The organism is Cerasicoccus sp. TK19100 (assembly GCF_027257155.1).
Taxonomy (GTDB): domain Bacteria; phylum Verrucomicrobiota; class Verrucomicrobiia; order Opitutales; family Cerasicoccaceae; genus Cerasicoccus; species Cerasicoccus fimbriatus.
This window is the reverse complement of the sequence record NZ_JAPWDU010000003.1, coordinates 330,170-356,777: the sequence shown is the minus strand read 5'-3', so window position 1 is coordinate 356,777 and position 26,608 is coordinate 330,170. Positions and strand designations below refer to the sequence as shown.

Annotated in this window: 15 protein-coding genes and 2 pseudogenes; 7 read left to right on the top strand and 10 right to left on the bottom strand. The window is 57.8% G+C overall.

What is annotated here, in order from left to right; genetic code table 11:
• Positions 1 to 13: 13 nt before the first annotated feature.
• From O3S85_RS07995 to O3S85_RS21265, 5 genes and pseudogenes are all read right to left on the bottom strand, one after another.
• Complete coding sequence (locus O3S85_RS07995) at positions 14 to 2,266, bottom strand: tetratricopeptide repeat protein (protein ID WP_269539434.1); 2,253 nt, start codon at positions 2,264 to 2,266, stop codon at positions 14 to 16.
• Positions 2,256 to 5,087 (bottom strand): endo alpha-1,4 polygalactosaminidase, encoded by a 2,832-nt coding sequence (locus O3S85_RS07990; protein ID WP_269539433.1) that lies wholly within the window; start codon positions 5,085 to 5,087, stop codon positions 2,256 to 2,258. The genes O3S85_RS07995 and O3S85_RS07990 overlap by 11 nt, the downstream gene beginning before the upstream one ends.
• Positions 5,084 to 6,052 carry an NAD-dependent epimerase/dehydratase family protein gene (locus O3S85_RS07985; RefSeq protein ID WP_269539432.1) on the bottom strand — a complete coding sequence of 323 codons (969 nt, stop codon included), beginning with the start codon at positions 6,050 to 6,052 and terminating at the stop codon, positions 5,084 to 5,086. The genes O3S85_RS07990 and O3S85_RS07985 overlap by 4 nt, the downstream gene beginning before the upstream one ends.
• Positions 6,042 to 6,533, bottom strand: a pseudogene (locus O3S85_RS21270) (HD-GYP domain-containing protein); the annotation flags it as partial. The gene O3S85_RS07985 and the pseudogene O3S85_RS21270, both read right to left, overlap by 11 nt.
• A gap of 216 nt (positions 6,534 to 6,749) precedes the next feature.
• A pseudogene (locus O3S85_RS21265) lies at positions 6,750 to 7,652 on the bottom strand (diguanylate cyclase); the annotation flags it as partial.
• Between the two features lie 260 nt (positions 7,653 to 7,912).
• On the opposite strand from O3S85_RS21265, the gene O3S85_RS07975 reads away from it, so the two are divergent.
• The 3 genes from O3S85_RS07975 to O3S85_RS07965 are packed head-to-tail and all read left to right on the top strand — an operon-like array spanning position 7,913 to position 10,261.
• Positions 7,913 to 8,605 (top strand): prepilin-type N-terminal cleavage/methylation domain-containing protein, encoded by a 693-nt coding sequence (locus O3S85_RS07975; RefSeq protein WP_269539429.1) that lies wholly within the window; start codon positions 7,913 to 7,915, stop codon positions 8,603 to 8,605.
• A 5-nt stretch (positions 8,606 to 8,610) separates the two neighbouring features.
• Positions 8,611 to 9,741 carry a choice-of-anchor M domain-containing protein gene (locus O3S85_RS07970; RefSeq protein WP_269539428.1) on the top strand — a complete coding sequence of 377 codons (1,131 nt, stop codon included), beginning with the start codon at positions 8,611 to 8,613 and terminating at the stop codon, positions 9,739 to 9,741.
• Between the two features lie 34 nt (positions 9,742 to 9,775).
• Positions 9,776 to 10,261, top strand: a complete 486-nt coding sequence (locus tag O3S85_RS07965) for a MerC domain-containing protein (RefSeq protein ID WP_332107539.1) — start codon at positions 9,776 to 9,778, stop codon at positions 10,259 to 10,261.
• Between the two features lie 80 nt (positions 10,262 to 10,341).
• On the opposite strand, the gene O3S85_RS07960 is transcribed toward O3S85_RS07965, so the two are convergent.
• Both O3S85_RS07960 and O3S85_RS07955 read right to left on the bottom strand, forming a co-directional pair.
• The gene (locus tag O3S85_RS07960; protein WP_269539425.1) at positions 10,342 to 11,076 is read right to left on the bottom strand and encodes a choice-of-anchor M domain-containing protein; all 735 of its coding nucleotides are present in this window, start codon (positions 11,074 to 11,076) and stop codon (positions 10,342 to 10,344) included.
• A gap of 119 nt (positions 11,077 to 11,195) precedes the next feature.
• Positions 11,196 to 12,764, bottom strand: a complete 1,569-nt coding sequence (locus tag O3S85_RS07955; RefSeq protein ID WP_269539423.1) for a GH39 family glycosyl hydrolase — start codon at positions 12,762 to 12,764, stop codon at positions 11,196 to 11,198.
• 339 nt (positions 12,765 to 13,103) lie between these two features.
• Between O3S85_RS07955 and O3S85_RS07950 the strand changes: the two genes are divergently transcribed.
• From O3S85_RS07950 to O3S85_RS07935, 4 genes are all read left to right on the top strand, one after another.
• On the top strand, positions 13,104 to 13,901 hold the full coding sequence (locus O3S85_RS07950; RefSeq protein WP_269539421.1) for a PEP-CTERM sorting domain-containing protein: 798 nt from the start codon (positions 13,104 to 13,106) through the stop codon (positions 13,899 to 13,901).
• A 77-nt stretch (positions 13,902 to 13,978) separates the two neighbouring features.
• On the top strand, positions 13,979 to 15,340 hold the full coding sequence (locus O3S85_RS07945; RefSeq protein WP_269539420.1) for a glycoside hydrolase family 16 protein: 1,362 nt from the start codon (positions 13,979 to 13,981) through the stop codon (positions 15,338 to 15,340).
• 159 nt (positions 15,341 to 15,499) lie between these two features.
• A complete protein-coding gene (locus O3S85_RS07940) occupies positions 15,500 to 18,211 on the top strand; it encodes a CBM96 family carbohydrate-binding protein (protein WP_269539419.1) in 2,712 nt (903 codons plus the stop codon).
• 161 nt (positions 18,212 to 18,372) lie between these two features.
• A complete protein-coding gene (locus O3S85_RS07935; RefSeq protein WP_269539418.1) occupies positions 18,373 to 20,229 on the top strand; it encodes a glycoside hydrolase family 16 protein in 1,857 nt (618 codons plus the stop codon).
• A gap of 33 nt (positions 20,230 to 20,262) precedes the next feature.
• Here the strand turns inward: O3S85_RS07935 and O3S85_RS07930 are convergent, their stop codons facing one another.
• The 3 genes from O3S85_RS07930 to O3S85_RS07920 form a co-directional block, all read right to left on the bottom strand.
• Complete coding sequence (locus tag O3S85_RS07930; RefSeq protein WP_269539417.1) at positions 20,263 to 22,038, bottom strand: GH1 family beta-glucosidase; 1,776 nt, start codon at positions 22,036 to 22,038, stop codon at positions 20,263 to 20,265.
• A gap of 102 nt (positions 22,039 to 22,140) precedes the next feature.
• On the bottom strand, positions 22,141 to 22,857 hold the full coding sequence (locus O3S85_RS07925) for a hypothetical protein (protein ID WP_269539415.1): 717 nt from the start codon (positions 22,855 to 22,857) through the stop codon (positions 22,141 to 22,143).
• On the bottom strand, positions 22,833 to 26,576 hold the full coding sequence (locus O3S85_RS07920) for a pilus assembly PilX family protein (RefSeq protein ID WP_269539413.1): 3,744 nt from the start codon (positions 26,574 to 26,576) through the stop codon (positions 22,833 to 22,835). The genes O3S85_RS07925 and O3S85_RS07920 overlap by 25 nt, the downstream gene beginning before the upstream one ends.
• Between the last annotated feature and the right edge of the window lie 32 nt (positions 26,577 to 26,608).

The window sequence follows — 26,608 nt, the reverse complement described above, 5'->3', positions numbered from 1 at the left end:
ACAGTGGTGAAAATTATCCCTTAGAAGAGCGAATGAGTTCGTTGGCCGCAAGGCGGTAGGCTTGCTTGGCACCGCGGTTGTCTCCACGCGAAAGACGGATGTCGCCCAGCATGCCCCAGTCCGCGGGGGTGGGGACCGGCACCAGGCGAACGTAGCGGATCATCATTTTCTCGGCCTCCTGATACTGGCCAACGTCGGCCAGGGTTTGCGCAGTAAGGCGCAGCACCTCGGGCGTCGGGTTTTCCAGCAGCGGATCCACCAGCGCGCGAAACGCCTGGTAATCGCCACGTGCGGCCAGGATCGAAGCCCAGCGCAGGACGTTCTCCGGTTTGTCGGGAAAGAGCTGGTAGGCGCGTTCGTAAAGTGCCTCTGCGGTTTTGGAATCGCTGGTTTCCTGGTAAAGCATCGCGGCCATCTCCAGCATGTCGGCTGAGTTTTGCCACTCGTCTTTGGGCAAGGTTTCCAGAAGCGCCAAGGCATCCTCGTTGCGATTGACGCGGGTGAGGAGGTAGAGGCGGACCGAGCGCAGCTGTTGGTCGTTTTGCAACGCGGGATAGCGCTCGATCAAAGCCAGGGCCTCGGCATTTTTCTCCAAATTAGAAAGGTGGTATAGCAGCGCTATTTTCAGGTTGTCGTTGTCGGGGAAACGTTCAATGCCATTGCGTAAAACCGACTCTGCCACCTGAGATTTCTTCTGTGCTATGTAGTGATTTGCCAGGTCGCTGTAGAGTGCAGGCTCGGTCAAGTGATTGTTGGTGAACTGTTCGTTGAGCACGGAATAATAGGCGTTCCAGTCGCCGGTCATTCGGTTCAGCTCGAGCAGCTTTTGCAGGTCTGGCGCGGCACCGCTTTGTGCGTAAACTTTAGCGTATTCTTCTTTGGCGCGGGTGTAGTCGCGGGCAAACAGCAGCGTGCGCGCAAGCTCGCGACGAATCGCAATGCTGTCGGGTGCGTATTCCAGCGCCTTGGTGTAGCTGGCGACTGCCTCGGTTAGACGGTGGTCGGCACGCATCAGGTCGCCGCGCTTTTTCCAGAGTTCGGGGCGGTCGGGTGATTCCGCCAGTAACAGATCGCTGATCGTGATTGCTTCACGATAGGCACCCACTTGCACCTCCAGATCGAAGAGCGCTGATTGCTGATCGGGCGTCAGCTTTTCCGGGTTGTAAGCCTTGAGTGCTTTGATGACTTCGCGAGAACGGTAGAGTCCGGGGTTGAGTTCAAGCAGTCGGTTAACGGCGTGTGGATCGCCATCCGCAGCCATGCGTAAATACAAGTCGAAAGCCTTGCCGGGATCGCCCGCCCACTCGCGCACTTGGGCGAGTTTCGCTTGCGTTGCGGAGGAGTTGGTTTGCGAGAGCTCATATTCGAGCAGGCGAAGTGCTTCGTTCAGTCGGCCATTGCCAATATAGTATTCGATCAATTTTTCGTGCGCCAGGGAATCTTCCGGGTGCGCTTCCGAGTAGGTGACGATCAGCGGCACGGCTTGCGCGAACTGGTCGGACATTGTCGCCAAAGAAATATACTCATCGATCGAAATTTCTTTGCCGAGCTTCTCCGGATTTTCGGTGAGATAATTTTGCGCTAGCGCAAAGGCTTCTGGCGCGCGGTTCAGCTCCAAGAGTAGAGCTAGATGCACGGGGCTGAAGTCGTTGGAGCCTGCCGAATACTTTTGCCAAAATTCGAATGCGCGGGCCGGGTCGCCCGTGGAGCGCCAGAGCGCGACGCCCGTTTTCAAGTCTTCAGCTGAGGCGGGCGAGGTGAGCAGCGCTTCATGCCACTGAGCCGCAACTGCAGGCTGCCCGCGAAACCCCGCTTGCTGCGTGAGCGTTTTCCTCAGTGCGTCGCGTAGCGCTGGCGCGAGCGCGAAGGGCTCCAGTGGGGTGAACTTCGCGGGCGCGGGGATTTCCTGCGTTAAGGCGAGTGCCTCCAAATAGTCGGCCGTCGTCGCATCGTGGGCACTGGCGCTGAGCACCTGGCGGATGATGGCCTCGGTTGTGGGGGCATCGATTTGTTCACCCTCACTGCGAGCTTCCGCAATGGCCACTTCGATGCGGGCGCGCTCGACCTCCGCGCGTGCTTCCGGCGTGGTGGCATTCATCGCCATCTGATCAATCTGCTCGCGGGCTTTGTCGAACTCGCGGTCCTTGATCAGGTTGGAGAACGTTTCCGATTTGGACGGGATCAGAAAAATCGCGGTTCCGATCGCCACGGTCAAAACCAACGCGAGCCCCACCCACGGCAACGGTGCCTTGCCTTTACTGGCCATTGAAAATCCTTCCTAGCGCGGCTGGGAGTGCGATCGTCTCGCCGGGTTTTAAATCGATACGGACGCCGGCATCGGTTGGGGTTGGCTCAATGCCGTCCGCCCATTTCAGGTCTTTGGCATTGGCGAATGTCACGTAGCCCGGGCCCCAGCCATCGGCTTGGAGTGTGAACTGGTCGCCGTTGCGCGTAACCTTAAACGGGATGGTGGCACCTTCGAGAAATGGCGTGGTTGGCGGGCTTGAGCTTAGCACTAGCTGGACAAATTCGCGGCCATCGGTGGCGAGGTATCGCTGCCCTTGGAAATCCGTGTAGCCGAGCAGGCCCACGCTTCGCTGCATGTCCGGGTAGCCCAAGGCTTCCGGCATGCGCCAAGTGCGAAGCTGGCCCTGGGACTGCAGCAAGAAACCATTTGCGGTGCGGTAGATGCGAGCGCTGCGCGAGTCTTGCACTAAGCGAACGTAGTTGGTCGCCGTCATGGGGAACAGCTCTTGGGTCATCACCCATTCCATCACGGTGTCGAGCGCCTGAAAGGCGTCGGGGCGGTCTGCGCTGTAGAAGTGGTAGTAAACGTCCACCGGCTTAAAGCGGACGGGTGATTCCGTTAGCTCGAATGTATCGATGACTTTGGAGAAGCCGTTAAACAATCCGTCGCCAAAAGCGTTGTTGTAAACATTCTCATTCTGGTTGGGCGCATGTATTTGCACTTCGCCGCGCCACTCAAGTGCCTTTGGGCCGATCAAACTACGAAACGGCGTGACGCGGCTGATGACCGTTTGGCCGCCGTTCATGTTCAGCACACCGGCCTCGCGCGCGACGGCTAACGCCTCGGGTGGCGGACGACAATTGCCCGACCAAAGCACCAGCTCCGAGGTTTTGCCTTCCGGCGCGAGTTCTTCATTGATGAAATTTGTCGAGCCAACGATCTCCTGATTATAGTTGATCTCGCCAGTGCTGTAGCTGTCTTCGATTTCAAGACTTTGCGTTTTATAGACGCCGATCTCGTGATCTTCAGTGCTCCAGAAAAACGGATGGGAGAAGGTATGCGAGGACACCTCGACGTTGGGCAGGGCAAATAGTTCGCGCGCGAGCTCCGCGAATTTGCCGGGCTCAGGTTCCTTGAGAATCGCCACGCGTCCCTGCGCCTCTCCGGTGATGATCGACGCGGTCACGGGGAGCGGATACTTCTCGATGATTTGCTCCATGATGACCTCGCCTGAATATTTCCCGACATCCACGGCGCTCTTTGAGTAAAAGCCGTCGCCATCGATATGGCTAAAGTAAATGCGCCGGCCAAAGGCCGTGGTGACATCCGGCACGGGGTAGTCCACCGGGCCAAGCACGGCCTCGCCGAGGATGAGTGGATCGAAGAATTGTTGGAAAAACTTCAGCGGGTCCACCATGCCATCGAATGGGCGCAAAATAGCGCCACCCCACGTCGCCACAAAGACGGGATCCATGGTGTAATGCTCTCCATCGACGGTCGCGCTGGTTTCCAGCCAGATGTCGGCGCTGGTGGGGGCTTGCAAATCGATGAAGTTGCTCGGCGGTGCCATTGGCGGGGCCTCGAAGCCAAACAGGTCGGCTTTCACTTGCTCGATCTTGGGCGAGTTCAGCAGGCGAATGGACTCAAAGGAGCCGCTTAGGCCAAAGGTTTTGCGCACGTAGTCCAACTGGTTTTCGGTGATCTCTGGCAGCTCGCTGATGAAAAAAACTTTGATGCCGCGCTCAGTTGCTGCGCCGAGGTAGCGCCAAAATTTTGTTTGCAGCTCGGTGGGCACGGTCATGTCGCCATCGATGATGATGGCGCGGCAGTCCACGGGATCGGGCAGCGCAGGCAGGCCTTCGTTCAGCAGGCTGTGGTAGCGTAGCTCAAACCCGAGCCATTCGAGTGATGGCTGCCACGCGAGATACGTGGTCGTCTCGGAGGGAAACTCCAAGCCTTCGCTCGACGGCAGGTTACCGTAGAAGACCAAGATATCTCGCGCGACCGGACGCAGTGGCGCGAAGCTAGCACCCATTAATCTAGGCTCGGATATTAGCGCATGGTAGCCTTTGGCTTCGATACGTGCAGCTGTTTCGAAAGCGAGCCCGGCTTTGGCGGGGTCAACATAATCTAGCACGTAAACATCCATGCCCAGGTGCTGCGCTTTTTGCAGTACGGTTTCGAGATGCTGCGTTTCCTCAGGCTTGGTCGCTTGGTAACTTTGCGATGCAAAGTTATAGCCCTGGTAGAGCGACTCCACCATGACGCCGTCCACGATCTTGCTGGCTTGATCGGTGATGGGCAGCGCGCGGTTCATCAGCAGGTAGGCATCGGGTGCCGCGGCGCGTATCTCGCGCAGTAGTTGGACGGTGGCTTCGCGAACCTCCGCTTCGTTAGCACGATCCGTTGCGATCAAGAATTCTGCCGAGTCTATGGTATCGAGAAAGAAGCCATCGAAGCCTTGCTCGACCCGTGTTTTCACCAATTGTTCAGCTACAAATTTGCGCCACGCCGGATCACGTAGGTCCATCACGCTGGAGTTCCAGGTGGCATTGCGAGTTGCCGGTTGGAGGCCGGTTTCTTTGACGACATTAGCATAGGTGGCGTCGGCGGCGACTTCGACGACGCTCACGTAGGCGAGCACCTTGGCACCCGATTGTTTAACGGCGGTCAGGTCGACCTCGGCCTCGGAATGGATGATGCTGATCGGCCAAGCCTGCAGGTAGTCCGCGCTGATCGACGAGCGGTAATCAACAAGGTAGCGGTCGGGCGACCCGCCTAACGCGGTGAGCGTATTGAGCAATATTACGGCGCAGATGGTGATCCACCGAGACTTCAAACGGCGACCCCTTCTCCATCGAGGTATTGCTTAAGGCCTTCGCTGAGCGTCGTGGTGGCGTCAAAGCCCATGGCGTTGCGCGCGGCGGATGGGTCGCCAAGCGAGTGAATGATGTCGCCCTTGCGGGATTCGGCAAAGGCGGTTTCAGGCGCGTCTGGGAAGTATTTGCGGAACTCGGCTATCAAATCCAACAGACTGGTTGAGCGGCCCGTGCAAACATTGAACGGCTGAAAGCCGGCTTGCGCGGATGCGGCACCGAGCACGTTCATGCGGGCAACGTCTTTGACAAAAATGAAGTCACGGGTCTGCTGACCGTCGCCATATACAGTAACGCCCTTGCCCGCGCGAAAACGATCGAGGAAGATGGACATGACGCCAGAGTAGGGCGACTTCGGGTCCTGCCTCGGGCCATAGACATTGAAGTAGCGGTTGGCGGTGACCGTGAGATTGTAGGAATAGGCGGCCCCCATCAGGAGGTATTCGCTGGCAAGCTTGGCCGCGCCGTAGGGCGAGAGCGGGCGCTTGTCGCTGCTTTCGTTGAGCGGTAGCTCAGTGTTGTCGCCGAAGATCGCCGCCGAGGAAGCGAAGACCAGGCGGCTAACATTGTTCGTGCGCGCGGCTTCGATGACGCGCTGTGTTGCCGTCACGTTGCGCTCGAAATTCAGCTCCGGGTTCACGATGCTTTCCTGCACGCTAACCAGCGCCGCCAGGTGGATGATGGCTTCCGGTTTAAAAGATTCCACGGCGTTCGCGAGTGCGTTGCCCGTGGCGACATCCAGCTCCTCAAAGCGGAGGCTGACAACGGACTTTAAATGATCCAGATTTGCCAAGTGGCCGGTGGCAAGGTTGTCTAACGCGAGCACTTCAGCCCCTTGCTCCAGTAAGAGTTCGCAGGTATGTGAGCCGATAAAGCCTGCTCCACCGGTGACGACGACTCGTTTGCCCGCAATGTTTTTAATGCTCATAGTATTCCTTTAATATGGATTTTAACGCGCCGCTTTCGTGGAGTGAGATAAAGATTTCCGTCGACTGCGGGTCCAGGTGCGTGCCGGACATGCGCTTGATTTCGTTGACCGATGACTCGATGGACATGGGGTCCTTGTAGGGGCGGGCGCTGATCATCGCATGGAATACGTCGGCCACGGCGACGATGCGTGCGGCTGCGGGAATTGCCTCGCCGGACAGGCCGTGAGGATAGCCTTTGCCATCCCAGCGCTCATGATGATGTAGCGCGGCCAGCGCCTGGAGCTCGTTTTTAGGAGATTCCAGGCTTCGGATGAGCTCGGCACCGAGCTCAGTGTGTTTCGACACGTCGGAAAATTCTGCTTCAGTCAGCTTGCGGGGCAGGCAGAGCAAGTCTTTATCGATGCCAAGTTTGCCAATGTCATGCAGCTCGCCCGCCCATCGCAGGCGCACTAGGTCGTTGCGGCTCCAGCCCATGCGCTTGCCGATCATTTCTGCAATGAGGCCCACGGATTTTTGGTGCTCCCATAGTGCGGGGTCGACCCAGCGGCATAGCTTAAGCATTACCCGGCCCATGGGCCAATCCAGGCCCGCTCCGGATGAGTGGGTCTGCGTGGTGCGGGCCGCGCCTTTGCTGTTCACGTCCAGATCGCCGCCGTGCCAGGAATAGTGCGTTTGCGCTTCCTGTTCCTTGTAAGCAAACTTTGCCGTGTAAAGGTGCTGGTCGGCGAGGTCCAGAATGGCATCGAGGGATTTACGCTGCCAGTCGGCTCGACGAAAGATGAAGTAGCCTGCGCAAAAACGAATTGGAGCTGGCAGCATTTGGTTGTCGGCAACGAGATCCACGAGGTTGCCCAAGCGCTTTAAAAAGACGATCGCTGCTTCCTCACCGCCGCCGATGCCAAGCGCGGCAAACTCGTCACCTCCGCGGCGACCACAGATCATTTCGCCCATCAGGGAGGTGTGCATGAACTCCGCAAACCGTATGAGCATTTCATCGCCCGCAGCGTGGCCGTATTCATCGTTCAGTTGCTTAAATCCGTTGAGGTCGAGACAGATCAGGAAGCACTCCTGGCTAGGGTCTGCGTCGTCGAGCATGGCGTCGGCCGATTGCTGGAAGCCGCGTCGATTGAACCCGCCACAGAGTGGATCCTGCACCGCCAGCTGCGTGAGCATGGCCGTCATCCGGCTGCGCTGGATGGCAAACCGGATTGCCTTGCCCAGAGTGGGGGCATCGTAGCTGCCTTTCTCCAAAAAGTCCTGTGCGCCTTGTTCGATTGACCGCACCCCGATGTCCTTTTGGGTGGAGGCAGTCAGCACGACGACAGCGACGTTGGGCGCTGCGGCGCATACCTGCTCGACGGTGTTCAGGCCGGTGCTGTCGGGGAGGTCCAGGTCGAGCACGATGACGTCGAACCGCTGCTTGTCGATGAACCCAAGGGTTTCCTGCAGGTTCCGAGCAATGCATAAGTTGGTCTCTTTGCCAAATTGGCGCTGCAGCTGTCGGCGGGATAGCTCGAGCACTGCCGAATTATCTTCGACGAGAAGAATGTCCAAGCAATTGTTGAGGCCAGCGCTGTTTGGAGTCAGCAAATTACCCATCCGTAGTGAAAGCAGGTGTTCGGTTTATTCAGTCTGATTATTCACCGATAGCCAAATCAATAAACACAATATTTCCAACCGCGTAGGCGACTTTTATTGGCCATGCGGTCGTGTTGTGTGGTGAAAAGTGCCCCTCGAATTTTTATCTAAGCTCCACGCGGAGGCGGCTGAAGCGGATTCCGATTGTGAGGCAACTTTTCCGCGAAAACTTAAACGCAAAACATTTGCAATATGGGTGATCGTTCCTACTGTGGCCGCAAATGGAACGATATCAGCAAACGCGCAGCGCCTTCACGCTGGTGGAACTACTGGTGGTGATCGCTGTGCTCGCAATACTGGGCGGTTTAACGATTTCGGCTTTGGGCATGGCGAGATCCCGGGCTTACCAGTCGGTGTGCGCGAGCAATATGCGACAGGTCGGCATGGGGCTGCAAATGTATGCCAGCGATCATGGTAAGTATCCGTCGTCGACACATACCTCGCAGTTGAGCCAGTCATGGATTTATTCTATCGCCGATTACTTGGATGATGTTGATGAAGTGCGCATTTGCCCGGCCGATCCACTTGGGGAAGAGCGTCTGGAGCAGAATGGGTCTAGCTACATTCTAAACAGTTTTTTGTTTGTTCAGGAGCGTGATCCGTTTGGCAACAAAATCGGTAAAGTCTATGACCGGCCTTCGCTGATCCCGAATCCATCGCAAACGATGCTCGCCTTCAACATCTCTGATCGAATGGAGACTGGGACGCAAAGTGATCACACTCATTCCAGTGCGTGGATTAGCTGGGGTGCCATGTTGAGTGACATACAACCGAACCGTCATGGGGGTAGTGACGGCGACTCCACCTCAGGCTCGGCAAACTACCTGTTTGCCGATGGGCATGTGGAAAGCATTCTCGCGGCCGACGTGAAGGCGAAAGTAGATAAGGGCGAGAATATCGCCGCAGTGAAATAAAGCATATGCTAGAACGCACTTTGACTCTGTGCCTCCTTGGGGCATCCGTTGCCTATGGCGAGGGTTCCCTGATCATTGATTCGCACGTCGACTTGAGCTTTAAGTATCTGCCAGCGACATCCCGCTGGCAGGCGGTAATCAAGTCAGGGGTATATAGCGGCCAGGAGGCTGGTATCCCCTTCGACAAAGTCGCCTTGCCGCTCAGAGACTTAAGTGTCAACTCGGGAGGGGAGCGCTATGTCATCCCTTCCGAGGGCTTCGACTTTCTTGGGGCACCGCCGGGGGATGACGTTTGGATCGCTCCGCAAGCCAACAGTCTCTATACTTGGCCTGGCTTTAGTAATTCTCAGGATACAGGGGATTTGGCGATCTATTCGTTAAGTGATCCACGCAAAAACGGTGAGATTCCACAAGCGTGGATCACGATTCGGTTGGTGAGTGTGGACTACATCGGCGTTGGAGAGAATCCACATGTCTCGATGTGGACACCTGACGAATTTAATAATCCGGTCGTCTGGGCGGCTACCTCGGACGGGCTCGATGCCAGTGATGTTTTCTACCAGCCAGCCAACGGGCATAGCCACTTGAATTGGGGCTTTGCCGAGAGGGGGCTTTATCGCCTTGGTCTGCAGGCGAGTGGTTACGCCGGCCCTGGCCAAACGAACCTCACACAAAGCAATGTGGAAGGCGCGATCTTTGCCGTCGGCACCTTTGCGATCTGGAAGGCGAATTATTTCTCGGGCAATGACTTGTTCAGTACAGCGGCAACGGGTGAAGCTTCGGACGGAGATTCCGATGGCGCGCCGCTTTTGCTGGAGTATGCATTTAACATGGACCCGGTGGTTCCGGATTGCCAGCTGCTGGAGCCGGGCGTTGGTGAGTCCGGCCTTCCGGCGGCCTCAATATCGGGCACTGGCCAACTGGAAATCGAGTACGTGCGTCGGAAGCAATCGACATTGCCGGGCATTGTTTACGAGGCGCAGTTTACCTCAAGTCTCGATGCCGGAGATTGGCAGACGGCGACTGGCGAAACCGTTGTTTCCATCGATGCGGATTGGGAGCGTGTTACCGTTGTGGATACGTCGACTGGCGACGGCCAGCGATTCGGCCGGGTGGTGGTTACCCAAGCAGAGTAAGCTGAAACCCCGGAACTAATAGAGCGGCAATTTTATGTCTATGACGACTGCGTTGAAAACTTCGTGTCGGCCCAATGGTTGGTTGGACTCATTGGCGATTGGCATGTCGATCGTCTGTGCGATTCATTGTTTGGTGACGCCGGTGCTGATCGTTTTTCTGCCGATTCTGGCGACGACGTTTTGGGTGCACGAAGACTTCCATTTGTGGATGCTGCTCTTTGTGCTGCCCACCTCTGCACTCGCGATGTTTTTGGGCTGCCGCAAACATAAAGATCGCCTGATCCTCGCGCTGAGCATTATCGGGCTGAGCGCTTTGATGGCGACTGCGATTTATGAGTCCGTCAGCCACGCCGATAGTGCGTCCGCCGCGCATGTGCACTGTGAGCACTGTGTCGAGGCGGGTGCCGATGAGTGGTTAACTGGAGTGACGCTGCTGAATGTCATGGGTGGTCTGTTCCTGGCCAGTGCGCATGTGCGAAACTATCGCCTTTGCCGCAAGGTGAAGTGCGAGCACGATTAAACTTTGCTTCTTTGAAATTAAAAAGGGCGACTCGGGAAGCCCGGGTCGCCCTTTTGCTTGGGAAATAATTCTCCGCCGTTTTACTTGCGTGCGCGGCGGCGAAGCAGGCAGATGCCGAGTGCGCCAATGCCGAGACCAATGGCGTAGGTGGAGGGCTCGGGCACGACTTGAAAGGCAAACGTTTCGGTCGAGCTCATAAAGCCGTCGGTCACGTGCGTGCCGGAGACCGTGAGCACGACTTCCCACAGACCCGTTTCAGTGAAGCCGTAGTTGAAGTGGTCGTGTTGACCGGCGGGCATGGAGATCGTGTTGTTGCCGTTGACCGTGCCAGCTTCATTAGCCGAGGAGAAAAAGAAATCGAAGCCGCCTAGGCCGTCGGATTGCCAAACCGAAAAATTGCCGCTGCCGGAGGGAGACGTTACGCTGTCAAAGGAGAAGATGATGTTTCCTGGGAACTCACTGGCCAGTAGTTCTTCGGTGGCAATGCCCAGGAACGGCACGCCGGCCACGTTACCCTGAGGCAAGGTCCAGATTGGCGAGCCTGCGGTCGTACCGGTCATCGTGTTGAAGGTCGCGTTGTTGGCGGCAACTCCTTCGCGACTGGCGGGAACTTGGGTGATGATGTCGGATGCCTCGTACTCGCCTTCGCCGATATTGGAATTCTCACCCAGGTGGTAGTGGAAGAAGAACTCCGGTCCGCTGCCCTCGTCTTCGTAGGCAATGCCGATGTCGCCATGGCCAAACGTGTAAACTGCGCCCGACAGGGCCGATGCGCTTATGATGGAAAGTGAGAATGTCAGTATGCTTTTGGTCATCCCTCAAACCCAAGGCACGGAAAGTATGGCGTCAATATATAATGCAAATTATTTGCATTAAGAAAACGGGCATAAAAAATCCACCCGCGAAGGTGGATTGAATATTTGTCAGCTACGAATCAGCTGATGGGATCGATTTCGTAGAAGATTAGAGCATTCGCCTGAAGGGTGAAACTCAGCTTCAGGAATCCATTCGCGCAATGCTCGGCATCCAGTATGCGCTTTGGCTCGGCGGCGGCTTTGAGTTTGGCTTCCTGTTTTGGGCTCAGATAATAGGGCGCTCCCATAGCCTTCCAGGCGCGGTAGCTGTTACCGTGTTGTTGATCGACTTGCCAGGCGCGGACGCGGAATTTGCCCGTGAGACCTTCTAGTTGGATGTTGGTCGTAGCATCTTCGGCAATGATATCCCAGTCGTTGCCGCCGAAGTCGTAGGCCGACGGCTCGCAATGGTTCCAGCCCAGCAGGCGGTAGGCTTGGCCGTCGGTCGTGGCGATGAGCGAATCGCATTCCGTCGCAAATTCCTGGTCGAACAGCCGGCCCAGATACGCATAGGCATGAAACGCGGGCTTCTTAATGCCATGAATGTTAACCAGGCCATACTTGCCACTGAAGGGACTTTCGCCGGGGCCGCTTTCTTCGAAGATGTCATTAATGGTCCAGAATGCATAGCTGTCCGGAATGTCGCCCAGGTCCTTCAGCGTTTGCAGAATAAAGGTCATCGTGAATTCGCTGTCCTTGCCGAAACGGTCGTTGTGCGCGGGTGATATGTTCCACTCCGTGTAGTGCAGCTCGGCATCGGGGAAGGCCGACTGGTCGATCAGTTCGCGGACCTTGGAGACGTCACTCAGCATTTTCTTTTGGCCGAAGTAAACGATCTCATCGGACGGCATACCGAGCTCCAGTGCGCTGTCGGAGCAGTAGTGATGCGTGCTGATGAAGTCCAATGGCGCATCGGCTTCCTCGCAAAACTCCAGCATCTCGCGCACCCAGGCGTTCTTGGAAGTGGCGGGGCCACCGACGCGAATCGCCGGATCGATGTCTTTGATCGTGCGCGCCGTCACCGAGTAGAGTTTAAAGTATTCATCGCGGTCGGCGTCTTTCCAAAAGTAGCTCAGGTCGGGCTCGTTCCACACTTCGAAGCGCCAGCTCAGCACTTCTTCCCGGCCAAAGCGTTCCATGAGGTGCAGCACGAAGTCTCGGATGAATTGGCTCCACTCCTCGTAGTCGCGTGGCGGGGTGACGTTGGCCTTGTAGTGAAAGCAGGTTTGGTCGCCACTGGCCAAAGGCTCGGGCATAAACCCGATCTCGACAAAGGGCTTCATGCCGAGGTCGAGAATGCCCTGATAAACTTTGTCGACGTTGATAAAGTTCGTGGTGACCACGCCATCTTCGCCGCGCTTGCAGCAGCCCATCAGCTCATTGAAAATTCCGTGAAAGCGGCATTGCTTAAAGCCAACGGATTCCTGCACGAGCGCCGATTGCTCATACCAGTCCTTGCGCAGCGTCACGTAGGCATGACACGAGCCCACACATTCGCGAAACATCTGGCTGCGCACCTTGGTCGGCCCCTGGGTGTCGATGGTCAGGGCGACTGGAGCTTTCGCGTTCTCTTTCCGGAGCGACGCCTTGGTCTGCGGGGCGGCGGATTCAGTGTGTTGGGTGATGGGACTCAAGGCCGTCTCGGACATTCGGCGAATCGGTTGTGCGGTTAAAATGCGCGCCGGCGCTCGGGTTGTTTGCGCGGGCGTTTGCGTGAATGCACCATCCTAGCGCAATCGATCGTATCACCGTTAGTCGTAATGCGATCCGGTTGTTGGCTTTTGCCGACAGCGGATATTCTGATACGGCGTACGCCTGCCTTCTAGTGGGCGCTTTGATCGGGGGATGGCGTTTTTAAGCGTTACTCCAGCTGTCGGCAAAAGACATACAGTGCGCCGGTGAAAGACTACAGGCTTGGGGAATTCTGTGCTAAACTCCTGGCACAAATTCAGTCATCCGCGACCGAAACAACCTCCACCCCTCACCACATGAAGAAATCTACCTTAATTACGTCCTCAGTGTTTCTATTTCTTGGTGCCGCTCAATTGAGCGCTCAAGTTCTGATGTTCAACTTTGGCAGCACCGCCGTTCCCGGTGGTGAGGCAACCAACAGCCCTTATCACACGGAGAACCCGAGCTTCACGCAGTCAACTTGGAACCAGCTCGGTAACTCCGACAGCAGCTCGCTTGTCTACGCGGACAACTCTTCAGCAACGGGCATTGCTCTCGATCTGGGCCGCAGTAATCCGCTGGACTCTGGTCCCACGGTCGACTTCTCGACGAATCCGGTTTCTTCTAATACCTTGGCTGACGACGGTGGCATCTACTCGCTGATCACCATGCGCAGCACGATTTGGTCGGGCAACTCGGGCGTCGATGACAACTGGGTCGCGGGTCAAATCACCGGTCTTGCGGCGGGGCAATACGAAGTGCTCATCTGGGGCAACAATGGCAACGCCAACCTTGGCGATATCGAGCAAGCCGTTTACGTGTTGTCCGACTCTGCGGCTGGCACCTACGACTTCACCGGCCTGCCCAGCTCCACGCTGACGAACGCCAGCAACGCAAGCTGGACTGACGGCGTGAGCTATTCGAAGGCAACGATCACCATCGCCGCAGGCGAGTCCCTTTACTTCGCGATCGATGGCACCAAGCTGCCTTCCTTTGACCGCGGTTTCCTGAGCGGTATGCAAGTGGCAGCCGTGATCCCAGAGCCGTCGACTTACGCAGGCATTGCGGGTTTGGCGATTCTCGCTCTGGTGGCGGTTCGCCGTCGCCGCGCCTAAGATTTTTATCTCGTTACAGCTGATATGTTGGCCCGCTATTCGTAATGGATAGCGGGCTTTTTTAACCCCCGAATCCCATGACTTTTTCTGTGCTCTATCCAGTGGCCGCCGCGCTGCTGATTGTTCCGCTGCTCAATGCGTCCACTCCGTTGAATTTACTTCAGCAAGGTGGCGACGCCGTCGGCAACCGCGCGACTATCATTGAGGCAAGCCCGGCTGAACTGCTCGTTAACTTTGAGGCCGGCGGGTATCCGCGTGTTGATTTCCCGTGCCCAGCGGAAGGGCTGGATCTCTCTGCGTATCGCGGTATCGAAATCATCGCGACAAACATGGGTGATACGCCGATCCGGGGTGGTCTGAGAGTGGACAATGCGGGCGATGCTTCCGATCAATTTTGGAATATGGAAACCGCGCTGCTCAAGCCGGGTGAGGCCGTTACCATCCAGTCGGTTTTTGGGCAGAATAATGGTCGCCCGGCATACCCGTTGGACGCGTCGGAAATAACCGCTTACCAATTCTTTTTAGCCAATCCGAAGGACGCGGTGAAGGTCAAACTCAGCGCCCCGATGGCGTATGGTGAAGCCAGTGATGCGCAGCGGAGCCCGCGCTTCAGCAAGCCCGCAGATCGCGACACGAAGGTTATGCCGCCCGCATGGTTGGGGGAGAAGCCACCGGTCGCGGGTGACTGGGAGTTGACGCTCGATGAGTCGTTTAACGGCGAGACGTTGGATACGTCGGTTTGGGCCACGCGCTTGGCATTTGTTGGTCCTGCGCGCGAGGAGTCGCAACGCTACCGCGACGAAAATGTGGCAATCGCCGACGGCGTTGCATCGCTCAAAGTCGAGCACTCCCCGGGGCATCAATACGACGACCCCGAGCTGCCGAAGCGCGACTATGCGGCGGGCATGCTCTCGTCTTATGACAAATGGACGCAGCGCTATGGCTATTTTGAAATTCGGGCCAAGGTGCCCACGGCCAAGGGCGCGGCGGTCGTGTTCGGGCTGATTCCGGATCGCGGTGCCGAGGGTAATTTAAGCATGCACGAGCGTCGCACCTCGCACGACTTCAACGGCAAAGGCATGGAGATGGATGTCGTCCGTCAGCTGGCGGAATGGGGTCCCGGCCGCGTTGCCTACAGCACACGTTGGGGTGGCCCGGCGGGCACGCACATTCAAAAGCATTGGGGCGACAGCTATGTTTACCACGGCGCGACGGAAGATGGTTGGCACGTTTACGGGATGCTCTGGGAGGCCGATCGGCTGGTGTGGTTTATCGACGGCAAGAAGACCGGTGAATGGCAAAGCGATGCGATTGCCGATGTGCCGTGCTACCTCTCGGTGACGATGCCGATGGGCCGCCACGGCTCAAAGCAGGTCGACACCGAATCGTTGCCCGATGCCTGGGAGATCGATTACATTCGCGTCTGGCAGCAGCAGTAGCCGCACGCGGATGGGTCAGCAGATCGCACATTGTTTGGCGGTAGGTGACTAACGCCTGCACTGGAATCTTTGCTAAGCTTTGGGCATCGCAGGCCGCTTTACCTGTGTCAGCCAGCAAGCGAAAACGCTGGTTGTGACCCAACCCCAACCCCTCGTTGTATGATCCATAGAATCGTGTCGAACTCGGTTTCGGCGTTTGTTGCGTTCTCGTGCCTAATGCTTAGCGCGGCGCCGCCCCCAGGGAGCTTTACCCTGACCTTTGAAGATGAATTTAACGGCGACACCTTAGATGGCAGTGTCTGGCGTCAGGGCAGCCACGATGGCAGTGTGGCCGGCTACCGCGACAGTGGCACTGGTGCCGCAATTAAGCGCGAAAACATCGTGGTCGCCGATGGCATGCTGACCATGACCGCCCAGCAGGAAATCGCCACGCAGAGCAATCTCGTGATGAACTATTCCTCCGGCGAGATCAGCACATTTCGCATGTTCACACCGAGCTCGGGCGACCAAGGCTTTAAGCAGACCTACGGTTACTTCGAGGCCCGCATGCGCTGGGACAGTGTGCAGGGGCTCTGGCCTGCATTTTGGACCATGCCGGATCGTGGCGAGTATGGTTATCAAAACTACTTCAATCGCTCGTTCATTAAGTTCGACCTGAGCAGCGAGACGCTGCCCGGCACGATCACCAGCGCCGTTCTACGGCTGAAAATTGCCGACATCCAACAGCCCAATCCGGGCACGAATGACGGCAAGACCAACACCGTCGCGCTGGCCGTGCAGGATGATTCTTGGACGGAGACCGGCATCAAGTGGAACAACATGCCGACGCCCGATCCGCTCTGGCTCGACCAGTCCTATGACAACCGCACTGTGGGTGCGACGATTGATCTGGACGTCACTGATTTCATTATCGAGCAAGCCGATGACAGCGACCAGGTGTTTTCGATTTGCCTGACCGACACCCTGCGTCAATGGAACCAAATCGAGTTCCACAGCCGGGAGGCGACCAACACTGCCGACCGCCCGGTTTTAATCATTAATGGCACGAGTTATCAAGCCACTGCCGATGCGAAAGTGATTGGCGGCACGGCGGCTAACAATAACTACGGCACGCTGAATACGCTGAGCATTTGGGAAACCTACGTCAGCGGAAACAACAGCACGGGCACGGACAGCATCGGGCAGGGGATGGAAATTGATATCCTCGAAGTCCTCGGCAAGTGGGGTGACAAGGTCGCCGGTCATGTCCTGCATTGGGACGGCTACTCGGGCGGCATTAGTAACGCCAGCACCGGCTGGGGCCGCCCGCCAGTGGACGACACCGCGCAGTGGCACACCTACGGCGTTTACTGGGAGCCCGGCCTGATCGAGTTCTACGTGGACGAAGTGAAGACGGCCACTTACGAAGACAGCCGCGTGCCCGATGTGCCGGCCTACTTGATCCTCTCGCTGCAAACCGGCGGCTGGGATGGCAATACGCCGAGCGCCGCAATCAATGGCAAGGGCATGGATGTTGACTGGGTGCGCGCCTGGTCGGGCACGAAGTCTGGCAGCGTTCCCACGAGCACCTCGATTGATGGGAGCGGCGTGGTTACCATCGGTAGCGACAACGCAGTCTATGGCGGTTCGGGCAACGCGAATGGTAAGGTAACCATCGCCGACGACGGCAGCTACATGGCCATTGGTCAGAACGGCTGGGAGAAGTTTCCGCTCAGCTACACCGTCACGGCGGATACCTGGTTGGAGTTCACGGTCGACTCCTCCGAGGCGGGCGAAATCCTCGCCGTCGGCCTGGAGGACAACGACACGATTAACGACGTGAAGCGCCTTTTCCAGCTGGCCGGTAGCCAGACTTGGGCGGACAGCTATCAGGACGCCAACGACTATCCCGTCGCAACGGGTCCGTTGACTTACGCCATTAACATTGGCGCATACTACACTGGCGCGATGACCCACCTGGCGTTCAGCGCGGACAACGATGTGAGCGGTGAGAACTACGCGCGCTTCTCCAACATCAGCATCTATGAGGACGCCAGCACTGGTGGTGGTTCGGGCAGCTCGATCAGCGCGGGTGCCTTGAACAACGGTGTTGCTGCTCTGGACAATCGCACCGGCACGGGTTACCTCATGTATAGCGCGACGAATGTCGTGACCCGCTTCGGTGCCTATACCGGCAACGCCGACCACTTCATTGCGGTTATGTATAACAGTGGCCAGTGGTATGCCGACACCAACTTCGGCCAGACGGCGTTCACACCGGTGGCTACCGATGTGCTCGTGGCGACGGTCGACTTCACCAATGACACGGTGACTTCGCTCGAAGGCCAGGCGGGCACGGAGTATGGCATTGAGTATGGCTACTACAGTGGCGACCTCGGCTACATTGCTGATTGGTGGAACGGCGCCGCGAATGACGGCGAATTCACCGTCACGGGCACGTCGTTTACGCTCAATGGCAGCGGCGTCAGCATCGGAAATCTCAACGACGGCGTGGCAGGCACGGACTGGCGCACCGGCACGGGCTACTTGATGTATACCGCGACGGACACCACAACGCGCTTCAACGCCTTCGCCGGTAATGCCGACCACGTGATCGCGGTTTACTACAACGTGGCTCAAGCCAAGTGGTATGCTGACCGCAACTACGGGCAGATCGAGTTCACGCCACAGACGGGCGACGTCTTGCTTGCGAGCATCGATTTTACCAATGACACGGTCAGCTCGCTCGAAGGCACGAACAGTAGCTACCAGGGCATCCCGCTCGGCTATGCCTCGGGTGATCTGAGCTACCAGGTGGATGTCTGGGGTGGGTTTAACGATTCGCCCGATGGCGAGTTTGGCGTCACCGGCACAAGCTTCACGCCGTGGTGATGCGCCGCACTGTTTAGCCCTACAAGCCGACGCCGAGTGCGTCGGCTTTTTTGTGCGACAAAGCACGAATGCGGGTGTCAGTATTTAACATACACCTTGTCGGCGCAGGACTTGTCGTTGTCATCTTAATGCGATATGATTTAGAAATGCTTGATTCCCCTATGACGAAGCCACGCCTTTTCACCCGCACCCTGGCCCTGCTTGCCGGGTTGTTGGTTGCGACGAGTGCACATGCGCGCGACTGGGATACCAGTCTGCAGGATTTTGACGTAACGCTGCGGCCGACTGACAACTCGGTGACCGTGATCGAAGGCAAGCCCGAAGCACTACAGGGCATGGTCTTGAAGTTTCAAGAAGGAGGCGGCAGCTACCCGGGCGTGCGCCTGCTTCCGCCCGAAGGCGAGACCTGGAACTTCTCGGAATTCACCTGCCTCGACGTCACGCTGACGAACGAAGGCCCCAAGCCGATCTACGCCACCGTGCGTGTCGACAACCCCGGCCACTGGCGCGACAAGCCGTGGAATAACGAGGCCGCGCGCCTGGCTCAGGGCGACACCAAGTTGATCCGCGTGTTCTTTGGCTACAGTGCGCGCAAGCCGGGGCACCCGCTCGATACGGAAAATGTTTCGGCGATTCAGATCTTTACCGGCAAAGCTTCGGCGGGGCAGGAGATCAAGGTCGACTCGATCAAGCTCGGTAAGACACCGTCACCGTTCCGCCCGAACATCCAACCCGTGGATGGCTACGTGTTTGGCGGTGGCGCGGATGCCGCATTATTGAAATTTGCCGGCCAAAATGGTGCCAAGGTAAGCGGTGGCCAGGATGGCCCGCTCAAGGTGGCCTTTGACGGCAAAACGCAGGCCGCAGTAATCTCTCCCAAGGAGAGCCCGGCCTTCGATCTGCGTCAGGGCTACCTGATGGAAGTTGATTTGAAGAATACTGGACGCACGCCGATCAACCTTGCCGGCAAGGTAACCAGCGGCCGCGGCGATACCGACGTGGCTCAACTCGACGCGGCGATTGCGCCCGGGCAGCAGGGCACGCTCGTTATTGATTTTATTCGCGAGGCCTCGATGGATGTCAGCAAGGGGCGTGACAACCCGTTCTTCGAAAACAACAAGGCAAAGTCCGTCGTCATTTTGGCGAACGAAGATGGCGCACAGGAATTTGAGGTAACCGCCGTTCGCTTGACGGCACCTCCGATCAAGCTGCCGGACTGGGTGGGCAAGCGTCCGCCGGTCGAGGGTGATTGGAAGCTGACCTTTAGCGAAGAGTTTGAGGGCGACTCTTTTGATATGGATACGTGGCGCTACTATGCCGTGAATTACTGGGATAAGATTAGCCGCTTCAGTAAGGAGAACGCGAACGTCGTCGACGGCAATGCCGTGCTAACTTTTGAGAAGAAATCCGGTTACCATAATGACGATCCCGATTACCCGCGCCACAACGACTACACCACCGGCTACCTCGACAGTTATGGCAAGTGGGTTCAGCGCTACGGCTATTTTGAAGCGCGGATGAAGCTGCCGAACGCGCCCGGTCTCTGGCCCGCCTTCTGGCTGATGCCCGACCGTGGCGAAGCTGCCGGCAACCAGTGGATCCGCCAGGATACCAAGAACGGCGGCATGGAATTTGACATCATGGAGTTCCTCTCCGGCTGGGGCCCGTACCGCTTCACCACGGCCTTCCACTACGACGGCTATGGTAAGGAGCACAAAGCAACCGGCTCAGGTGTCCACACCGGCGTCGACGAAGATGGCTACATCACCACCGGCCTGCTTTGGCTGCCGGGGCTGGCCGTGGTTTACAACAACGGCAAGGAAGTCGCCCGCTGGGAATCGGAACGCATCTCCGACGTGCCGTCGAACATCATCTTTACGTTTGTCGGTGGTGGTTGGGACAATGAGCCCATCGACGACTCACAACTCCCGGACAATTTCTACATTGATTACGTCCGCGTCTGGCAGCGTGCCGACCTCGCCACCGAGGCCGATGGCTACGCCAGCAATGATGGCTAGTCGCTACGAACTTTGCATTGCAAAGCCCGCGCGTTATTTGACGCGCGGGTTTTTTGATATCTCGACGGCGGCCTTTTCCTCGGCGTCTTCGCGGGCGCGGAATTGGCGCTGGAACTGCCCCGGAGTCATGCCCATTTCTTTGCGGAATACTTTGGTGAAGTGGATGCGGTCACTGAAGCCGCAGTAGTCCGACACGACGCCGATCAGCATGTTGGGATCGCGGAGCATGTTGCGCGCGCACTCCAGGCGAACACGGCGGATGTGTGTGCTAAGGCTTGTGCCTGTGTATTGCTTGAAGCGGCGGCTGAGCGAGTCCGGGTGGCAGTTTAAATGCGCGGCGATGGTCTTTACGTTAAACGGCTCGGAGATGTTGTTCTCGATGTAGCGCTGCGCCTCCTTGACCACGTAGGGGACAGGCTCTTCCTGGTTGTGCGTGTATTTGCGCAGCGACTCGCCGTGCGTGGCTATGATCTCCTGGTAGGTAAATGCCGACTCTTTTAAAATGCGGTCCTGGCTCTCGAAGTCCACATACACGAGGCCGAAACGGTGCTTGTAGCCTTGCTGCCACTCGAAGTTATCCATCAGCGACCAGTGGAAATAGCCGCGCACGTCGACGCCGTCTTCGATCGCGCGGTGCAGCGAAAGCAGGCAGCCGATAATGAAGTCTTTGCGGCCGCTGTCATGCACGGCACCGTCGAGGCCCACGCGGTCGAGCAGCGAGCAGCCGTTTTCCATGATGACGAGCGGAGTTTGGTAGCGCTCGTGAATAAACGTCGGCCCCCAGTAAAGTCCCTCGGTGTTGAGCGACCATTCGTAGGTGGAGATCGGCTCCTCGGGCTGTAGCTCCACGGCAACGGGTGCGCCGTTGGCCCCCATCTTAACCGGCACGACCTGGAAGAGATTGCAGCCGCAAAAATCGATGGGCTGGTTGATGAGCTTCATGTCCGCCTTGGTCGCCTGCGGGCTGTCTTTGCCGTAAATTTTCAGGCCCTCGTCGGGGTAGGCACCGAGGAAGACGGGGTCCGTCCACCAGCAGGTGTTCCACAGTCCGCCGGGGTAGATGGCGTAGGTCGCCTCGCGCGCGGCGTTGATGTCGTTGAGGCTGTTGGTGCTTGGGCGATAGGCGGACGAGGCTGGTGACCAGCCAATCGTCGGCTCCAGCTTGGCATTGTCGCGGATGACGCGCACCGAGCGGCCGTGCGCGAGCAAGGTGTTGTGCCCGGCCAGCAGGCACTCACGGAGGCAGAGCTTGAGGCCCGGCGCGTGGTAGCCCTCACTGTGGCCGAGGCCGAGGAAGCCCTGCGGCTCATTGATCGTGACCCAGTAGCGCACGCGGTCGGAAAAGTGCTCCACCGCCACGCGCGTGTATTCCTCGAACCACTCGGGGCTCTTGGGGTTTAGCCAGCCGCCCTGCAAGTAGAGCTCGTATGGGTAGTCCCAGTGAAAGAGCGTTATCCACGGCTCGATGCCGTTCTTCAGCAGCTCGTCGATCAGTGCATTATAAAAGCGGATGCCGGCCTTGTTTACTTTGCCGGTTCCCTTGGGCAAAATACGCGACCACGATAGGGAAAACCGATACGCCTTGATGCCGATCTGCGCCATGAGTGCGACGTCCTCCTTAAACCGGTGGTAATGATCGCAGGCGATCTTACCCGTTTGGCCGCGCCACATCTTGTCCTCTTCTTGGACAAAAAGGTCCCACACGGATGGGCCTTTGCCGTCTTCGTTCCAGGCACCTTCGATCTGGTATGCCGAGGTCGAGGCACCCCAGGTAAAGCCGTCGGGGAATTTGGTATCTGCGCCGCTCATGGGGTTGTAGGAATTCAATGAATAACGACGCCCCGCGCACATGGAAAGACAGAAAATGACATCGGCTTGTCGAAAGTCGGCCCGCGAAATTACCCTGCGTCACTACTGAATCGTGGCCACGCCCTCAGGCGTTTCGTAGATTTGCTCGCGTGCCTCGCGGACAATAATGCCGATGGGGTCCGGGTCGGCGTCCGAGGGCGGAATGTCCATAATAACGATTGAGGTGCGCGTGGTATCCTGAACCGGGCGAGGCTTACTGACGACTTTTATCCAGCCGGAGTCTTTGTCATTCACGGCGACTTTCAGCCACGTTTTGCGGCCATTGGGATAGGAGGCCATTTCGGTTTTACCCGGCTCCAGCAGCATGTTTTTGTCGGCCAGATTGACCGCCATGCGGCGCTTGGATAAATTAACCAGCCGGTATTGTCCCTTGGGAAACGTATCCAGCGAATGGTTGAGCGTAGAGGTGAGCAGCTTGCCGGTTCCCGGTTGTTGGTGGACCATGATTAGGAACGGGCCAGGCCCGTTGGGCAGCTTGGTCTGGGCGAGAATCTTCTTCAGCTTGGCACCTTGTCCGTCGGGGGAGGGGACCTCTTGGTAGAGTGTTACTTCGCGACTGGGGGGCGCAATGAGCCAGTCGGAAAAATAACCCGGGCTGGTGTAAATCCGTCGCGTCTCGCCGTCTTCATCGTAGAGCACGCTAATCGAGTTGGAGGTCGATAGCAGGCGGAACTTGATGGGCTCGGCGTCGGCTGCAAAGAGCTGGCCGCAGAGCAAAGCGCATGCGAGAAGGATTAGATTTCGTCGTCCTTGAGCCATTGGAAACTGATGAGTTTGTAGCGTCGTCCGAACTGCTGATTGACGCTGGTCGAGGGCGCGTCCTCGGGGTTGTCGGTCTCGTCCATGTAGTCGATGGTGCGCTGCACGACGGCTTCGCACCAGACGCCGACGACATCACTGGGGTCGAGTTCGGAAGCGACTTCGCCATAGGCGCGAATGGTAAAGGTGTCGGAGCGCGCCGTCAGGCTGGCACCGATGGTGGAGAGCACGTCGGCTTGGGTCAGATATTTTGGCGAGAAGGCGGAGCGGTTGCTGTAGGGCTTGCGCTCTTTGTCTCCGCCGCTAATGCGGCGGAGGTCGTAGGCATATTTACCGCCGCCTTTGAACTGACTGCTTGTGGTGTAGTTGGGGTGGCCCGTTAGCTCGTCGCTCATCCAGAAATCGTCATCGGCGTCATTGATTGGGAAGACGGCATTGGTGTCGCCGGCGCTGTCTGGATCGCTACTGCTCCAAGTGCGATCAATGGCGGCCTGAATGACGCCGCGCAGATCTTCGTATTCGTAAGGGGCGTCGAGGACTTCGCTGTCATCAGTATCGGGGTTATCGACCAAGCGGCGGTTGACAAACTCCGCCAACGAAACGAATGGTCCGCGGTTCTTAATCTCGATCACGATATTGTGCGCCAGTTGGGCAATCTCCTCATTGGTCAGGCTGCGGTAGCCTTGCCAGGGGTCGTCTACGTCGTCGCCGGAAGTTGGGTGGGTGAAGCGCGGCATCGGCGTGTTATCACTGGGCTGAATGCCGAATGCGCCCGTTTCCGGATTATATTTTAAGCCGTTTACGCCGCCAAGCACTGCACGCCAGGCTTGCTCGGAGGTGCTGTTGATGTTGAACCCGCCTTGCAGAATCATCTCGGCGGCTGCGGTATCGGCGTCGCGCAGGCGTTGTTCGTTGCCGGTGTGCTGCATGCGTGGGTTGGGCAGGCGGGCGGGGAGGTTGCCGGTTTGCGGAACGCTGGAGACGAAGTAGGCATCCCACAGCGTGCGGTTTAGCAGATAAGAGATGTCGTAATACGCCTGCTGGTCGGCCTTCAGGTGTTTGTTGCTGTTAACTGAATCCGTGCGCGCCAGAGCGTATTCCGATGGGGCCAGCGTTTGGCCGGTGTTTGACTTTTCATGCAGGCGGTAGTCCGCGAGGCTGTTGCCAATGGGGTAGGAGGGATACGCGCCAATGAGTGACAGATTGGCGTGCTGCAGTTGGCCAATGGAAAGCAATGGCTGGCCCTCGGGGAAGAACTCAAACAACACGGCATCGACTGGCCCGGACGACGACCAGTCATGACCGGAGCCGGCCGAGGTGCGGTTACTGTTTGAGCCTTGGTCGTTGGCGAATTTCTGCCACGCGCTGCTGTCGCCCAAGCTGCCGGCCGTTGCGATGTAGAGCGGCAGGAAATTGTTATCCCGGCGTGTTCTGCCGGAGCGAGGTGCCCGCATGTTGCCCTGGGCAATCCAACGGGTCGGGAACATGAACTGATCCTGATTAAACTGCGCATTATTGCCATCCCCGGAGAAAAGCGCGTGCGCCATGATTACGTAGGAAATCGTGGGGTCTGCATTGAGTGACATGGGTGCCTGGATGGCGGAAATGTCTTCGCTGTTATTGCCTCCAAAAACATGCACGTCAGACTGGCCGCCCTTAGTTACGGGGGAGAGCACGGTGTCATTGGGCATGGTTTGCACTTTGGCATTATCCCAAGTGATGCTCTGAATGGTTTGGTACCAATCGTGTTCGGGGTTGGCTGGATCGAGCTCCTTGGAGCTTCCGTCAATCTCTATGACTACGGCACCGTTGGTCGGTTTGCCCAAGTAGGTGAAGAGGCCGCCATCGCCACCCTTGAGCAGGGTTTTGCTGAGGTTGGTGATGGGGTCGCCCAAGTAGCTCAAGCTATAGCGCGGACCGGCGCGAAACAGCGTGAGTGGCTCAAAGTCTTTATCGAGAATTGCAGCGGTTACCGACATGTAGGAATCCGGCTCGGGCTCGATGTTTTCCAGCACGGGATACTGGTCGTAGTCATCGCCACGGTGCGAATACGGCAAGGAGAAGATCAGGCTCTGTCCCGGGGGGATGTCCGGGCAGTTTAGCCCAAATCGAATAAATTCGGTGTCCTGGTTATTCGAGCCAACAACGATTTGCTCGATGCTGCGCTGCAGGTCGACGGTGCCCAACGTGCGCCAGAGGTAGTCTTGTTCTATGGTTTCACCTTGGGCGTTTTGATAAGAGTGCTTGCCGGGGTCGAACACATCCACGGAAATTCGCGAGTCGCCGCCCAGAAGCATGCCAACTTCAAAGTTGGCCCCCCGGCTATCCGTAGGCGGTGCCTTCAAGGTGACGTTGTAGGGATTCCACAAGACGACCAACGGATACAGGTTTAGATTAATTTTTGATCCGCTCAATGGGCCCTCTGCGGAGAAGCCGAAGCCCATTGAGAAATAGGTGAGCACCGGCGTTACGCCGACATGGTCAGTCTGGGTGTCGTCGTCAAAGATTGGTAGCGTGGCCTCAACCGAGCCGCTGTTATCCGCGCGGGTGTTCAGGAATGAGCGCAGGTGCCGCCAAGTGGGGATGCCGTAGCCGGTGATGTCATTGGCATGGGGAGTCCACATGCGGTTGGCGTTGTTCGTGGGGTCGTTGGCCGACTCGACATGGCTGGGGTCGAGAAGTTTCGACAGGTCGCGCTTGAGGCCGCCGGCAAAGCTGTCGGTGAGGAGCGTAGTCGAGTGCAGGGAAATGTCGTGGAAGCGGCGCTTTTGCACCGTGGCGTAGTCGAGGCGGTTTGGCGAAAGGATGATCAGGTCGTCTTTGCTCAGGGCGCGCTCGCCCAGGTCGCGGTTGTAAAGATTATCAATGGTCGGCGTGTCGAGGTCGGCGGGGGTGTCGTTGCGGGCCATGAGCTCAATCGCGCTGCGACTGGCGTTGGCAAAGGAATCGATCGCGTGGTCAGGGTCTTGCTCGATGCCGAGGTTGGCGCGGGCCTTCGTGTTTTCATCTCCCACCCACCAGGCGAAACCGCCCTTGAAGCCGCCGCTCTCGCCCTCCAGCTCAACCAGCGGCGCGACGACAAAGTCTTCCACCGACTCAACGGAACCGGAGCCAACCAGAATGCGGGCGGGTTGGGCGGCACCAGTGGCGTCCTGGATTTTAATATCCCGCGCGCTCGGCTCGGATGTTGCCGTTAAATTGGAAATGGCGGCATTGGGCAAAAACGATTGCTCGGGGCTGGCGCTGGGGTCGCTGAGTTCGCCCGTTGATCGAAAGTCCGGCCAGTCGGTCGCCGAGGAATTGCCGCTGACGAGCCAGGTGAGCAGCTTGGCCGCGGAGCCCTGATCGTCGACAAGTTCCGTGTCGGTCCATTCGGTGGCGATAGCCTCCGGGCCGAGTTCGTAGTCGGGCGTCATCGCGTGGGCGTAGGCACCGACCCATTTTGCGTTGGGCGCGCCGTCGTATTGCAGCTCGGCCAGGGCGGTGGTGCGCTGGTCGGGACCGGTGGCGCGCTGCAGCTCGCCGATGGCGACACTCAGCGCGAGCAAGGCGTTTTGACGCGCCTCGGAAAGTTTCTGGGAATGGCTGGCGTTTTGGACGTCGATTGAGACCATCGTCGTCAGCGAAAGGAGCAGAATCACCAAAAAGCCCATCAGCACGAGACTCAGCACCAGCGCGAATCCGGCTTGCATGCGTCGCCGGAGATTCGGCGTCTTCATACGTGGGGTAAGGGGTTTCAACGGACTAGGGA

Coding starts and splice junctions, on each gene's coding strand:
- O3S85_RS07920 (WP_269539413.1), bottom strand. CDS start 26,576: ATGAAGACGCCGAATCTCCGGCGACGCATGCAAGCCGGATTCGCGCTG.
- O3S85_RS07955 (WP_269539423.1), bottom strand. CDS start 12,764: ATGTCCGAGACGGCCTTGAGTCCCATCACCCAACACACTGAATCCGCC.
- O3S85_RS07975 (WP_269539429.1), top strand. CDS start 7,913: ATGGAACGATATCAGCAAACGCGCAGCGCCTTCACGCTGGTGGAACTA.
- O3S85_RS07950 (WP_269539421.1), top strand. CDS start 13,104: ATGAAGAAATCTACCTTAATTACGTCCTCAGTGTTTCTATTTCTTGGT.
- O3S85_RS07940 (WP_269539419.1), top strand. CDS start 15,500: ATGATCCATAGAATCGTGTCGAACTCGGTTTCGGCGTTTGTTGCGTTC.
- O3S85_RS07995 (WP_269539434.1), bottom strand. CDS start 2,266: ATGGCCAGTAAAGGCAAGGCACCGTTGCCGTGGGTGGGGCTCGCGTTG.
- O3S85_RS07960 (WP_269539425.1), bottom strand. CDS start 11,076: ATGACCAAAAGCATACTGACATTCTCACTTTCCATCATAAGCGCATCG.
- O3S85_RS07925 (WP_269539415.1), bottom strand. CDS start 22,857: ATGGCTCAAGGACGACGAAATCTAATCCTTCTCGCATGCGCTTTGCTC.
- O3S85_RS07930 (WP_269539417.1), bottom strand. CDS start 22,038: ATGAGCGGCGCAGATACCAAATTCCCCGACGGCTTTACCTGGGGTGCC.
- O3S85_RS07965 (WP_332107539.1), top strand. CDS start 9,776: ATGTCTATGACGACTGCGTTGAAAACTTCGTGTCGGCCCAATGGTTGG.
- O3S85_RS07970 (WP_269539428.1), top strand. CDS start 8,611: ATGCTAGAACGCACTTTGACTCTGTGCCTCCTTGGGGCATCCGTTGCC.
- O3S85_RS07945 (WP_269539420.1), top strand. CDS start 13,979: ATGACTTTTTCTGTGCTCTATCCAGTGGCCGCCGCGCTGCTGATTGTT.
- O3S85_RS07985 (WP_269539432.1), bottom strand. CDS start 6,052: ATGAGCATTAAAAACATTGCGGGCAAACGAGTCGTCGTCACCGGTGGA.
- O3S85_RS07935 (WP_269539418.1), top strand. CDS start 18,373: ATGACGAAGCCACGCCTTTTCACCCGCACCCTGGCCCTGCTTGCCGGG.